Origin of the sequence: Bacillus sp. BHET2 (assembly GCF_005938125.1) — a bacterium.
Lineage (GTDB): Bacteria > Bacillota > Bacilli > Bacillales > Bacillaceae_B > Rossellomorea.
Map to the genome: position 1 here is coordinate 1,052,362 of NZ_VCQN01000001.1, position 14,145 is coordinate 1,066,506.

Annotated in this window: 14 protein-coding genes; 4 read left to right on the plus strand and 10 right to left on the minus strand. The window is 39.7% G+C overall.

The window, feature by feature from the left end:
- Positions 1-230: 230 nt before the first annotated feature.
- On the minus strand, positions 231-1,301 hold the full coding sequence (gene rlmN, locus FGG79_RS05520; RefSeq protein ID WP_138776730.1) for a dual-specificity RNA methyltransferase RlmN: 1,071 nt from the start codon (positions 1,299-1,301) through the stop codon (positions 231-233).
- A gap of 311 nt (positions 1,302-1,612) precedes the next feature.
- Between rlmN and FGG79_RS05525 the strand changes: the two genes are divergently transcribed.
- On the plus strand, positions 1,613-2,158 hold the full coding sequence (locus FGG79_RS05525; RefSeq protein ID WP_138776731.1) for a GNAT family N-acetyltransferase: 546 nt from the start codon (positions 1,613-1,615) through the stop codon (positions 2,156-2,158).
- Between the two features lie 84 nt (positions 2,159-2,242).
- Here the strand turns inward: FGG79_RS05525 and FGG79_RS05530 are convergent, their stop codons facing one another.
- The 3 genes from FGG79_RS05530 to FGG79_RS05540 form a co-directional block, all read right to left on the minus strand.
- A complete protein-coding gene (locus FGG79_RS05530) occupies positions 2,243-2,923 on the minus strand; it encodes a serine hydrolase (protein WP_171050813.1) in 681 nt (226 codons plus the stop codon).
- A complete protein-coding gene (locus FGG79_RS05535) occupies positions 2,913-3,734 on the minus strand; it encodes an MBL fold metallo-hydrolase (protein WP_138776733.1) in 822 nt (273 codons plus the stop codon). Before FGG79_RS05535 ends, FGG79_RS05530 begins: the two co-directional genes overlap by 11 nt.
- Positions 3,735-3,810: 76 nt before the next feature.
- On the minus strand, positions 3,811-4,377 hold the full coding sequence (locus tag FGG79_RS05540) for a GNAT family N-acetyltransferase (RefSeq protein ID WP_138776734.1): 567 nt from the start codon (positions 4,375-4,377) through the stop codon (positions 3,811-3,813).
- A gap of 445 nt (positions 4,378-4,822) precedes the next feature.
- On the opposite strand from FGG79_RS05540, the gene FGG79_RS05545 reads away from it, so the two are divergent.
- Positions 4,823-5,653: an STAS domain-containing protein gene (locus FGG79_RS05545; RefSeq protein ID WP_171050814.1), complete on the plus strand. Its 831-nt coding sequence runs from the start codon at positions 4,823-4,825 to the stop codon at positions 5,651-5,653.
- A 105-nt stretch (positions 5,654-5,758) separates the two neighbouring features.
- On the opposite strand, the gene FGG79_RS05550 is transcribed toward FGG79_RS05545, so the two are convergent.
- Entirely contained in the window at positions 5,759-6,499 is a 741-nt protein-coding gene (locus FGG79_RS05550; protein ID WP_138776736.1) for a class I SAM-dependent methyltransferase, read from the minus strand.
- The gene (locus FGG79_RS05555; RefSeq protein WP_138776737.1) at positions 6,500-7,201 is read right to left on the minus strand and encodes a Type 1 glutamine amidotransferase-like domain-containing protein; all 702 of its coding nucleotides are present in this window, start codon (positions 7,199-7,201) and stop codon (positions 6,500-6,502) included.
- A gap of 243 nt (positions 7,202-7,444) precedes the next feature.
- Here FGG79_RS05555 and FGG79_RS05560 point away from each other — a divergent pair, with 243 nt between their 5' ends.
- Positions 7,445-9,076: a M4 family metallopeptidase gene (locus FGG79_RS05560; RefSeq protein ID WP_138776738.1), complete on the plus strand. Its 1,632-nt coding sequence runs from the start codon at positions 7,445-7,447 to the stop codon at positions 9,074-9,076.
- Positions 9,077-9,329: 253 nt separating this feature from the next.
- Here the strand turns inward: FGG79_RS05560 and FGG79_RS05565 are convergent, their stop codons facing one another.
- Complete coding sequence (locus tag FGG79_RS05565; protein WP_138776739.1) at positions 9,330-10,811, minus strand: SulP family inorganic anion transporter; 1,482 nt, start codon at positions 10,809-10,811, stop codon at positions 9,330-9,332.
- A 268-nt stretch (positions 10,812-11,079) separates the two neighbouring features.
- Between FGG79_RS05565 and FGG79_RS05570 the strand changes: the two genes are divergently transcribed.
- Positions 11,080-11,496: a universal stress protein gene (locus FGG79_RS05570; protein ID WP_138776740.1), complete on the plus strand. Its 417-nt coding sequence runs from the start codon at positions 11,080-11,082 to the stop codon at positions 11,494-11,496.
- Between the two features lie 158 nt (positions 11,497-11,654).
- Here the strand turns inward: FGG79_RS05570 and FGG79_RS05575 are convergent, their stop codons facing one another.
- From FGG79_RS05575 to FGG79_RS21690, 3 genes are all read right to left on the minus strand, one after another.
- A complete protein-coding gene (locus FGG79_RS05575; RefSeq protein WP_138776741.1) occupies positions 11,655-13,136 on the minus strand; it encodes an esterase/lipase family protein in 1,482 nt (493 codons plus the stop codon).
- A 177-nt stretch (positions 13,137-13,313) separates the two neighbouring features.
- Positions 13,314-13,982: an alpha/beta fold hydrolase gene (locus tag FGG79_RS05580; protein ID WP_138776742.1), complete on the minus strand. Its 669-nt coding sequence runs from the start codon at positions 13,980-13,982 to the stop codon at positions 13,314-13,316.
- Positions 13,979-14,128 (minus strand): alpha/beta fold hydrolase, encoded by a 150-nt coding sequence (locus FGG79_RS21690; RefSeq protein ID WP_171050815.1) that lies wholly within the window; start codon positions 14,126-14,128, stop codon positions 13,979-13,981. Before FGG79_RS21690 ends, FGG79_RS05580 begins: the two co-directional genes overlap by 4 nt.
- Positions 14,129-14,145: the final 17 nt, after the last annotated feature.

A 14,145-nucleotide genomic window follows, 5' to 3' on the forward strand; every position in this document is an offset into this window, starting at 1 on the left:
AAAGCTCTTTTCGCCAAGATTGGTGGTTTCTAACATACGAGCTTCCAAGGCTTTGTCAATAAGTGTGTACGATATATGGTGAAGGTAACGACTCGCTTTTCTTGGACGAACGGCCAAAACCCCTCGCAATCGAAACACCAATCGCTACCTTAAATAGCAACAAAGTTTACGAAAACAGCAAAAAAAGCACACAAACCCCCACAGGAGTTCATGTGCTAATGGTGAATACCTTATGATTTAATCTTATCTTTCTTAATTTGCTTACTTCTTAACTGACCGCACGCTGCATCAATATCTGTACCTTGTTCTACACGGACTCCGCAATTGATTCCGTGTTCAAGTAATGTACCGTAGAATTCAACGATCGCTTCCTTTGTACTTCTTTGATATTGATTGTGTTCGTCAACCGGATTGTATGGAATCAAGTTGACATATGAAAGATGACGCTTGTTTTTCAGGAGTTTAGCTAGCTGAACTGCCTCTTCCTTATGGTCATTCACATCACTTAGGAGAATATACTCGAATGTGATGCGTCGATTCGTCTTCTCCAAGTAATAATCAATGGCCGGCATTAGTTTCTCTAATGGATAAGCACGATTGATTTTCATAATTTTTGTACGAAGTTCATTATTTGGTGCATGCAGTGACACAGCCAGGTTGATTTGAATATTTTCATCGGCAAATTTATAAATTTTATCTGCCAGTCCGCTTGTAGATACCGTAATATGTCGCGCTCCGATTGAAAGACCTTTCTGGTCATTTACCACTCGGAAGAAGTCCATCATATTATCATAGTTATCGAATGGCTCACCGATACCCATTACGACGATGTGACTAACACGCTCATCATTTCCAGCTTCATCAAGATGATGTTGAACATTCATGATCTGTTCGACAATTTCGCCACTACTCAGATCTCGATTCTTCTTCAGTAGTCCGCTTGCACAGAATGTACAACCGATGTTACAGCCGACCTGTGTCGTAACGCATACACTCAAGCCGTAATTGAAACGCATTAGAACTGTTTCAATGAGGTTACCGTCCTCAAGCTTGAATAAGAATTTGATGGTACCATCCTTGGATTCCTGTTTGATTTCCTGGGTGAGTGTGTGAATATAGAAATGCTCATTCAGCAGCTGGACACAGTCCGCGTTTAGATTTTTCATATCCGCAAAGTTTGTCACTCTCTTTTTATATAACCAATCCCATATTTGAGCCGCACGGAACTTCTTTTGTCCGTTTTCAACCAGCCAAGATGTCAGTTGATCTAATGTTAATCCGTATATGGATTTCTTTTCCATTTAAAACCCTCATTTCAAAACTCTACAATTTTCTACTTATCTATACTACTTAAAGTATGGTAATGTTTCAAGGGATTTATAAGTGTTGAGAAGAATTGGAATTCCGTAATAAAGTATATTTACCAAGAAAAGAAGCTGAATATTGGGTCTCTGCCCCCTTTTTTATGATTGAACAGTTGAAAAAATCATTCTGTTTTCTCTTTGCTTTTCATTCCTCTTATGATAAATATCATTTCCCTTTATTCGAGTTGGAAACGTATAAAATCAAAATATGGTATAATCTTCTAAATATTATAAAGGAGAGTGTTTCCATGTTTTCATTCACGGTAGATCCAGATATCTCAATCGAACTATTTCAGCAGCACCATAAAGAAGAGTTATACGAACTGATTAATTCAAATCGGGAGCATCTAAGAAGGTGGCTTCTTTGGGTGGATAAGCGCAGCTCCCCTCAGGATTTGGAACCGATCATCCCCATCTGGATCCGGAATTATGCCGATAACAACGGATTCGATGCAGGGATTCGTTATCAAGGGAAATTGGTCGGTATGCTCGGTCTCCATTATATTGATTGGAAAACGAGTAGTACCAGTATTGGATACCTTCTATCGCAAGAAGCCCAGGGAAAAGGCATTATCACAAGAGCGATTTCCTCTCTATTAAACTATCTCTTCACCGAAATGGACCTCAACCGGGTAGAAATCCAATGTGCGGTCAACAATACAAAAAGCATTGGTATTCCTGAACGATTGGGATTTACGAAAGAAGGGATCACTCGGGAGGGTCAATGGCTGTATGACCACTATGAAGACATTGTGACGTATAGTCTGCTAAAGAGTGATTGGGTGAATGCCTAAATGTAAACAACCAGCTTCGATGATCGAAGCTGGTTGTTCGGTTTGAATGGGCATTTCCCGTCAATCAAAATTCCGCTTTGAAGGTCATTTGAATGCACTAGAATACGTGTTGCGGATCAATTCTCCAATCTCATTCATGACTTTCTCAAGGTCTGTCCACTCAACAGCATCATCTTCACAGTGAAGGAGCCCAATCACTATCAATTTCCTATCAGCAGCTTCTACAAACCCTACATCATTACAAACACCATCTAAACCACCCGTCATATGATACCACTGACCTTCGAAACGAAACCCATCTGAATCTGCCTGTTGTTTCATACCTTCAATGATCGCACCCCTCCCATCCGGATTTAAGGCTTCCCTGGATAAAAGAATGTTCATCAATCTGAATAGACCCTTCGGCGTTCCATTATTATTCACAACATCCCTATTATAAGAAGATATTATACATTCAATATCTAACCCTTTTAAGATTTCATTCAAATGGGAATCGGGAAATACCTTGTTTAATCTCTCGTATGCCGTCCTGGAGTGTTCACTGATGGCCAGAAACAGATCTTTCCTGTCAACTGATCGATTAAGTATTGTAATAACCATTGACGTAATCCATTTTGTTACGCTTGCCAAAGGAAACCAATCATCCTCATTGATCATGATTGTTTTTTTTGATTTAGTGTCATAAAGATAGAAGCCCAGCTTCATATTGTGTGGAATTCGTTTCATTATTTCTTTCCGTAATGATTCAATCCTCTTATGTATCAAACAAGCGACCCTCTAAAGCCATCACATACCGCTCTGCCGACTTCTGCACCCTCTCATGTGCTAGCTTATCCACTACCCGGTGAAAGGCATTATATAAGCGTTCAAATTTCAACCCTTCCACTTTCATTGCCATCTCTTTCACCTTAGTGCCCGGGAGTGGGATCAGATTTGGATAGCTGTACATAAAACTGACCCACTCACAGTCTGCCACGACTTGGATAATATCTCCTGTAAGCAATATGCCCTTTCCTTCAAACCCCGATTTCCATTCAAGCACTGCCCCGCCCTTGAAGTGTCCACCTAATCGATGTATGGACAAGCCGTTCTGAAGCTCAAGGGAGTCACCGGTCCAATATATTATGTGTTCACTTTCTCTCATGACCCATTCCCTATCATCCTCGTGAATATAAATCGGTACTCGGAATGCCTCTGCCCACTCAACCTGAGTAGAATAATAGTGAGGATGAGACAAGGCAATCGCATCAAGACCACCTAGTCTTGTGATTTCACTAATCGTTTCTTCATCCAGATAGGAAATACAATCCCAAAGCAGGTTGAATCCATTTTCTTGAATGAGATAAGCGGTCTGTCCGATCGCGAATTCCGGTTTTGTTTTCACACTATATAATCCGGACTCCTCCAATATTATTGTATTTCTATAGGATTCTCTCTTCATATCCCCTAATGTAGTCCAGGTTTGGCCTGCAGGATTAACATATTGTCTTTCTTCCTCACAAATCAAGCATTGTGAGGGTACTTCAACTAACTCTTCATATTGCACTCCACACGTTTCACATATGTAACGTATCAAATGAAAACCCCCAATTTATAAATTATTACTTCATTATCTAAAGAAAAACCTGCTAAATGATTTTCCTCCTTTTCTTTTAACTTTCAGAAATCATTCCATACACACATGTATCCGTTAACCTTTCCCCGTCAACAGAGAGATCTTCATTTCTGAGGACCCCCTCCAATTCATACCCCAGTTGTTCAGGAATCGCCCGACTCTTCACATTGGTAGATTCACACCTGATTTCGACCCTTTTTCCTTTCAGTTCGGATATCGCTAATTCGGTTAGTCTCCCAACAGCTTCTTTCATGTATCCCTTTCCTCCCATTCGGGTATCAATCCAATACCCAATTTCAAATTTAGGGACACTCCAATCAATATTATGAAAACCTGTAGAACCGATAAATTCATTTGTGCCTTTTCTGAAAATAAGGTATCTCAAACTTTCCCGAGTTAGAAATTTAGCGTGAGCTTCACGGGTGTTGGTCTCTGTGTCTTCCACAGAAGGATCTTCTTGAGCAAACCCCAGCCAAGGCTTCAATTCAGACAAAGAAGCCTTTATGGCACTATTAACTACACTGCCATCACCAGGATTGGGCATCCTTAATTCTAATCTTTCCGTTTCAATCACCGTGGGAATTTCAAGCAATACAGGATTCAACGAAACCACTCCTTCTTGATCATTTAAAAAAACCCCCGTCCTCAAGAAATTAATCTTGAGGGCGAGAGTTTATCTTCGCGGTACCACCTCAGTTTATTGATATGTCACCACATCAACCTTTTCGGATACACGTATATCCTATCTCTATAACGGGAGAACCCGTTGCACTCACTAAAGAAAGCTGCTTCATGCATGGCTCCAAGTCTTTTATCATAATAATCCTGATGGCTCTATTTCAGCAGCTAAGAGCTCTCTGTACATCAATTCTATCAGTATGAATTTCTTTTCAACGCCAAAATGGAAATATTTTAAATTATTGAAATTATAAGGGAGCAATCCACCTTTTGTCAATATGTTCCACAAATTTATTTCTAGTGATTCCCTTCTATACGAAAAAAGATTAATACTCTATAATAAAGGAAAAAGATTCAACTGGAGGATGAAAATGACTTACCATATGATCACTGCATCAATTGGAGATCAATTGATCGAGAGAAAGGGAGAAATCGCAAATACTATTTTTTCCAAACTTTCATCTGCCTACCCTTCCCTTTATGTGGAAGAGAGAAGAAATGATACTCTGCCATATTTTGTTCAGCTAATTGAACTCCTTGGCACAAGTTTACTTAAAGGTGATAGTCACCATGGTGATACTAGGGAATGGGGAAAGGAAGTGGGAAGACTCGCTTCCGGTCAAGGCGTTCCACTCAATATGTCAATCAGTAAGTCCTCACTATATAAAAAAGTAGTATTAGAAGATATCGTCCTTCATAATGATGACTCTTTAACAAAGGACATCCTTCTTCAGGTTACACATGATATTGATCAATCATTTACGACGATGATTTCCGCTTTTTGTGAAGCTTATAGTGATTATGCAGACGAGCAGTTGAAAATTTCAGAAGAAAAGTATTTGTCATTATCCACTCCAGTCGTTCCCATTTTCTCAGATCTTGCTGTATTGCCTCTGATTGGACAGGTTGATGAAGTGCGTGGAGAAATGATGGCAGAACATGTTCTCCTTGAGTGCAAAAAACTTTCCATACACAAATTGATCATCGATCTCTCCGGTGTTTATGAAGTGAACCCATTATTCCAACAAGGAATCATGAAGCTGATTGATAGTTTGAAGTTACTTGGAATCGAGCCTATCTTGTCAGGAATGCGTCCTGAAATGAGCATCGAATTCGTACAAATGGGTATCAGTATTTCAAATATTAAAATCTATCAATCCTTAAACAAAGCAGTTGAAGCTCGTCAGCAGTTTCTAGGATAAGAAAAAGGACTTCTTTGCAGAAGTCCTTTTTCTTATCCTATGTCCCTACTATGATTCATTGGACGAAAGTGTTTGACTCTCCATGGCACTTTCAAACATCCCTACTCACTTGATTTTACTAGCTTTTATGATGAGAAATGACGGCCTCCTTTTCTCATTCTTCAATTTTGGCATTAACTCCAATCCTTCTTGAGTAGGGAGAGGTTCGATCATTTTCTCAACCATGAATCCTGTAGTCGTTATCGTGTTGACCAAGGTTGAGATCGTTCGGTGGTATTTAATTACCCCATCTACATACCATTGCTGTTCCCTTTTTCCTTCTTCCTGATAATGATCTAGTGCCCAATAAAGCTTGTCTCCCTTCCCATCCTTAAACCAATTTCTCATTTCTTTACGAGCTGTTACAATAGGATGTTCAATTGAAAAAATGAACAGTCCATTATGTTTTAGAAAGAGCGATAGTTTTTCCATAAGAGCTGCAAAATCTTCAATATAGTGAATAGCTAAGGAACTGACAATTAAGTCATATGAACCTTTTGGTCTTTCAAACTCTTCGATAGGTGTACATATGTATTCGATTTGTTGATGAGCGTTTTTATTCTTGGCAATGTTGATCATATTTGAAGAGATATCGACAGCATCGACGGAGATGCACCCGTTCTGAATGCAGTATGTTGAAAGGCCACCTATACCACATCCCAAATCCAACACCTTTTTCCCGTTCAGGTTGGGTAATTCTGCTTTCATGGCCGGTTGTTCAAGAAAATCATTATACGTGAGCCCGCTTTCCCGTAAGTTCATATATTCCTTGAAAAAAGTTGGATGATCGTAAATGTTTTGTTTCATTTAATCCCTGCTCCCATTTGTGTCTAGATTGAAAATTCGTTCCCCTGAATTTACTTGTTTCTTATTCTGTCCATTAAACACATACGCGCCTTTTTTGCCTGACACAACTATCATTCCATTTTTGACTTTTACTCCTGTTTCTTCTGGTAGCGCTATAACCGGTCTTCGATTGTTTTCTATAAAGGTGTGGATCATGGAGTCATTTCCCTCCTCGTAATGACACCAAATTGAATAATCGTAAACCATTGAAAGGCCACAGTACGATTCAAGCCGAACAAGATTAACGTCCATATGGGTGCAGGTTAAAATGGATGTACCCATAATGATCGCTCCTGCACTCCCTCCGTAGACAATACCTCCTTCGTTCATATACATCTTCACTAATGAGTAGAAATTCGACCTAAGGAGATCGTTCATCAAGCGAAACGTATTCCCCCCTCCTATATACACCGCAGAGTACTCAAGTAAATCTTCAATGGTCTTGCCACTAAGTTCGGTCCACATCGAAATATCCTTTATTCCGAACGGAGAGAATACATCCTTGATCCATTCGTAACAGGCTTCATAAGAAATATGTTCTTGGTCCATTGCCACCGGAACATAGAGAATCGGTTTCCCCTTATTCACTTCAGCTGCGAATTGTTTATCAATCTCTATCGATTGATCCCGATCTCCGCCTCCTGATAGAAACAACATCCCCATTACAGCGAATCACCCTCTCCGTCATTTACTTCCCCTTACACTTTAGCATAAATTTCCATATTTTTGTAAATATATTTTTATTTGGAATTTCCACCGCATGATGATGAAAATTTTCCAAAAACTCACCCATTTAACCCCATTCTATACCCTCAAATAGTCCTGTATTTTCTCAATACCCACTTCCAAGTTCTTATGATAATCTTAATTTGACTGAATTATTAGAAAAAAAGAGGAGGAATTAGTTTGAAAAAGAAAAAAATCATTAGTGTGGGACTATCAGTAGGTTTATTATCTGGAATGATTACGACTGGGAGTTTGGCGGCACCGACAGACTCATCTCACTTTCAAATGAACAATAAAGCAGGGACACCGGAATTTGTTTCAGGACTTTTATCCTCTCCATCCGGCAAACAGGCAGATACCATCGTACTTTCCTTCTTAGAGAAAAACAAAGCAACATTCAAACTTTCTGACAAAAAATCGAACGAGCAATTTAAGGTTTTGTCTGTTGATAAAGATGAACTTGGCAATACAGTCGTCCGAATTCAACAAACGTATCAAAATGTTCCTGTTTGGGGTTCTACACAATCAGCGGTCGTTAGAAGCAATGGTATACTTCAAGCACTTTCAGGATCGGTTATTGCTGACCTGGATAAAAAAATGACATCATCCAAAAAGAAAATAAATGCCAAAAAAGCTTTATCAATCGCAAAAAAGGACCTAGCCCTAAATCCGACATTAGAAAAAGAGGCTAAACCTGAATTAGTTGTCTATACTGATGGTGATTCTGCGTCCTTCGCCTATTTTGTAAACTTAAACTTTTTATACCCTTCTCCTGGTAACTGGAACTATTTTATTGATGCAAAAACAGGAAAAATATTAAATAAATACAATGATATGCACGAAGTAAATGGGACGAATCAAGTAGGAACCGGTAAAGGTGTATTAGGAGACTCTAAGCCTTTAAACACAACTCTTTCTAGTGGGAAATACTATTTACAGGATAATACAAAGGGGAATGGTATTTATACATACAACATGAATAACCGTACTTTCTTCCCTCAGTTTTTCTTACCGGGAACGCTTTGGTCAGATAGTGATAACGTGCTGAATGCCACTTACGATGCACCTGCAGTTGACGCTCATTATTTCGCCGGGGTCACATACGACTTTTATAAAGACCACTACAACCGTAATTCCTATGATAATCAAGGAGCGAGCTTAGTATCTTCCGTTCATTATAGCAGCGGGTACAATAACGCATTCTGGAACGGGTCTCAGATGGTGTATGGAGACGGGGATGGCACCACTTTCGCGCCACTTTCTGGAGGAATAGACGTTGTGGCTCATGAATTGACCCATGCAGTAACAGACTCCACTTCAGACCTTGTTTACCAAAATGAATCAGGAGCATTAAACGAAGCAATATCAGATATTTTTGGAACACTGGTAGAGTATGAAAATGGGTCGAATCCAGATTTCGAAATTGGAGAAGATATTTATACTCCCGGCATATCCGGTGACGCACTTCGCTCTATGAGTAATCCGGCAAAATATGGTGATCCCGATCATTATTCGAAGCGTTACACAGGAACAAGTGATAACGGTGGAGTGCACACGAATAGTGGGATCATCAACAAACAAGCATATTTATTAAGTGAAGGCGGTACTCATTATGGAGTGACCGTTCCGGGGATTGGTCGTGAGAAACTCGGTGATATCTACTACCGAATGAACACAGTGTACCTTACAGCTTCGTCAACCTTCAGTCAGGCAAGAGCTGCCGCTGTCCAGTCGGCAACCGATTTATATGGAAGCACTTCATCTGAAGTGAATGCAGTGAAACAATCTTTTAATGCAGTGGGGATTAATTAATGCCAAGCCAGCAGGGAAGGATTCCTTGCTGGCTTTTTTTAATCAAGTATTAACGACAGGAAATAAGGCAGAACTTGTAAATCAATTACTCTTCATAAAGCTTAATGCTCCGCCTATTGTATACTATGCAAGCCATAGTTATTCTTTGATTGGAACGGGATACCTGAATGATTGGCTGCATATTTCCTCCTCCATTCAAATGGTATACAGAAAAGTCCTTGATCCATTGACCAAGGACTTTTCATATTTTCACTTAATGGTTAGAGACTTTATCCAATCCACCTGGCTTATTATGAACTGCCAGCCTGTCCATTAACTTATTACTTTCGGTGTTCAAGCCGATCAGATTTACTTTTACACCGTTCTGATGGTATTTAATGACAATTTTATCAATTGCTCCAACAGCTGAATCATCCCATAGGTGGGTATGAGTCAAATCGAGAGTTACCTCTTTAATATCTTCCGTGAAATCGAAGCTTTCGACAAACTCCGTGACAGAAGCAAAGAACAATTGACCTGATACTCTGTACACTTTCTTATGTGTTTCCTCAGATGCCATTGTCGTGATTTTCACTTTTGAAATTTTAGAAGCAAAAAATACTGCGCTTAATATGATCCCCACAAGAACTCCCTTTGATAGGTCATGAGTCAATAAAACAGTTCCTACCGTTACGAGCATAACAAGTGTATCAGTAAAAGGTGTTTTGTGCAGGTTCTTTAACGATGACCAATCGAACGTACCAATCGAAACCATAAACATGACACCAACCAGGGCAGCCATTGGAATTTGCACCAAGAAATCATTCAAGACAAGAATCAACACCATCAAGAATACCCCGGCAACAAGAGCGGAAAGTCTTCCTCTTCCACCTGATTTAACATTGATAACAGATTGTCCAATCATTGCACAACCCGCCATTCCTCCGAAGAAACCTGAAACGATATTGGCCATTCCCTGCCCTCTTGCTTCTTTGTTCTTATCACTCGTCGTGTCAGTCATATCATCAACAATGGAAGCCGTTAATAAAGATTCTACCAACCCAACAATTGCAATCGATAAAGAATACGGAAGGATGATTTGCAAAGTCTCAAAAGTCAGTGGAATATCAGGGATTAAGAAAAGAGGTAGTGTTTGGGTTAATTCCCCCATGTCTCCCACTGTACGGACTCCACTTCCTGTCAACACAGCAAAGACTGTCACAGCAATAATCGCCACTAGGGCAGACGGCACAGCTTTAGTAAAGCGTGGTAAAATATATATAATTGCCAGTGCTCCAGCAACCATAGCATACATAATCCATGACTCATCAACAAAGTGAGGCAATTGTGCCGAGAAGATCAGAATGGCTAACGCGTTTACGAATCCAACCATAACAGAACGTGGTACAAACTTCATTAAACGTCCTAATTTAAGGACACCCATGATAATTTGGATCACTCCTGTTAAAACTGTTGCAGCTAATAGATATTGCAAGCCATGATCAGCTACAAGAGTTGTCATCAAAAGAGCGGTTGCTCCTGTTGCAGCCGAAATCATACCTGGTCGTCCACCTACAAATGCTATGACCACCGCAATACAAAATGAAGCGTATAATCCGATCATAGGGTCTACGCCAGCAATAATAGAAAATGCGATTGCCTCGGGGATCAGTGCCATTGCAACGACCATACCCGAAAGGATATCTCCTCTCACATTACCAAACCATTCATATTTAATTTTTTCACTTAAATTCATAATGCACCTCTTCCTATTAAATTTTGACTTTCAACTCTCATGAAAGTCGGGTCCGTTTAACACAAGGCACATTATATAATGGATCATATGATTTGTGAAATATGAATGAAAGCGTAAACAAATACTTTTATCTTCCTTTTTCTCTCTATTTCATGGATAATCTACTCTATATCAAAAAAGTGTAAAAAAACATTAAATTTCTAAAGAGGAATATGTATAAAAATATAGAACTACATACTAAACGCTTTCAATGGATGGGGGAAAAAAGATGTTCAAAAAAATTCTTCTCGCAACAGATGGTTCCGAACACTCCTTAAGAGCAGGAGAAAAAGCAATCGCTCTCGCAAACTGCCATGAAGGCTCTAAGATAGAAATCGTATATGTTATTGATGGAAAGCAATCGAAAGAAGATGTATTGAATCACTGGGGGCTAGATGCAGCCGATAAAAGAAAACAAAAACTACAAATGATCGAGCAAAAAGCCAAACATGAAGGAATTCAGTATGAAACGATTTTCTTACACGGAGAACCGGGTCCTGCGATTGTAGATTATGCAAATAAACATGGATTCGATGCAGTGGTCATTGGCAGCCGTGGCTTAAATGGTTTTCAAGAAATGGTATTAGGAAGCGTAAGCCATAAAGTGGCAAAGAGAGCGAAATGTCCCGTGATGATCGTAAAATAATGAGCGAGAGTCAGTGAGAGAAAGGGTATTCATCTTTATATGACTGCCTCCTCATATATTCACTCATCCCAGGAATCGCACATCGATACACTCACTTCGGATATGTTCAAAAAAAAGAGAAGCACCTAAATAAAGGCTTCTCAACTTTTGCATTCAATTCACTGACCGTAAACATTACCTGATGCATCAACAAATACAGTTTTAATAAGCGTTCTCTTGTATTTATCTTTGCCTTTTGTTCCTTCTACATCTAGGGTGAGATTATAAACGCCTTCTCCAAGCTTTGGAAGCTTTAACGAATCGTTCTTAACCTTCACTTTACTCTTCCTTAACTTGCCGCTCTGGTAATATTCGACCGTCAAGTCCTGTTTAAGCTTATGTTTATTGTCTTTTGCTTTCAAAATGATGTTATCCTTAGCGAAATGTAAATCCACCTCATCATTCATTACACTTTCAAAGGAAACCTGTAAGAGATATTTTTCAAATGAGGAAGAGGAAGCTTCAATCGTCCACTCCCCAGGTACCGGACCTTGAATCGTAACCGTGTGATGATATGCACCGTTAAAATATCCACTTTCATCCTTTTTCACATTGAAGATTGAGTGAGATTTTCGCTCTGGATCTTTCAACGCTAATTGTGAGGAGGGGCTGTTGCTGATCCAATCAAATGTTACAGCCTGTGCTCCCTGTTCCACCCAGACCGTTTCTTGCTTCTTACCACTGTACTCTCCCCCCCTGACAAAAGAGGAAGCATCTGATGTAACTCCTGAATCTACAACACCTGTAATGTTATACCCAGACATAGGTGGGGCTTCATTCAAATAATCTTTGAACAAGTTAAATGTAGAAGAACCTTCCTTGATGGTCGAATGATTCCACCCCCCCACTTTCAACTCTGTCGCATAAGGAAGTCTTGAACTATTGACTGTGACTGCCCCATCGTTTCTTCCATACGCGCTGAGGTACAACCCTCCCCAATAGAGCGAGCTTCCAAAACTCCCCCATTTATTCCCTCCAAATGTATAGATTGGATTTTTATTTACATTGACATGCTGATCAGTTTCAGAACGAAAATAACTCATATAACCAGTTTGCAGAGAATAAGTGGCATCATTCTTACTTCCAAGTATGCCCGCTAACCATCCCGCCCAACTACTGTAAGCAAGATCTGCCAATTCAGATCCATAATGGGGTGTAGAAAGGGTGATCACCCTTTCCACATACGGATATGCCCCGTAGTGGACTAGAGCTGATTGAGTGTCGATACCTCCTTTACTATGGGCAACGACGACTATTTTTTCACCGTAATAATTGTAGATGTCTCGAATCTTCTGGGCAAGAAGGGCACCGTTATCCCACATATTCTTGGTTGGATACAAATCGACAAAAGCAGTTTCGTAGCCATTTTGATAGGCAGTCTCATACATATTATTTTCATTCCACCATGTGTTAGAAGAACTATTTAATCCATGTACATAAAGAATCGGATGTTTGGAAGGGGCTACATAGGAAGGGGTGGTACCGACATACCACTGGCCGGGAACGCCAGAAGGATCATCTTTACCGAAAGAACCTGCTTTGCTCCATGACGGCAGCAATAAAAAGAGTGCCAAAACGGTGATACAAATCTTTTTAGCCATACCCTCTCTCCTTTTCCAATGAAAATAACTGTAAAGTATATCGACAGAGGATAAAAGATATGACAGGTCATGTGGAAGTTACGAAGAAAGAACTAGTTACTGGAACAGGATATATCCAGTTCCAAAAGGGATAGTAATCCAACCTTATGTATTCCTGTGATAGATTGCATCGTACCATTACCCATCCTTTAAAAAATCATATGAAAGTTGTAGCATGCTAGCTGTTTGCTCGACAATCGTCCAGTGTCCGCTTTTCTCGACTTCAACCAAAATACTACGGTGTAAGTGTGGAATCATTTCCTTTCTGACATATGAAGGGGGTAAAATATCTGCTGACCCTTGAGCAATCATGATTGGAATTTGATGGATGCCTTCGGGAATCGGTATTAAATCGAATTCACAACCCAATTCTCTACTAATCTGCTTATTGGCTTCTCTATTAAACTTGACCGCTGCTTTTCTCTTCAGAGTCTCTTGAGAATAAACATAATGCCGATCAAGTAGTCGGGTGATTTTGTCAAACGGAGTCTTACTCATCCCGTATATACCAAGACGCATCTTATCAACTATGGACATTCTTCCAAGTAAACCACGTTTAAAATCATGATACCCCTGATTGTTTAATCCAATCACCGCTGTTAAGACAATCCTTTCGATGTTCTTCGTATACTTTGCTGCATAAGACAAAGCTAACACACTTCCCCATGACTCCCCGAATATATGAATGGTCTTCAAACCTAACGCCGCTCTCAATAGCTCCAAGTTCTCAATTTCTCTTTCAATCGAGTAAGTTCCATCCACACTGTCATCTGATTTCCCGCATCCGATTTGATCATAAAAAATCAATTGAACTCATTCGCCAAGGGCTCCATATATGGAAGGAAAAATTCATGATTCCCTCCTGGTCCTCCGTGTAAGAAAACGATTGGTTTACCTTTCCCAATAATATGAACAAATATCTTTTGTTCCCCAACATTTACAAACGTTTTCATCTGTAGCGACTCCTTAA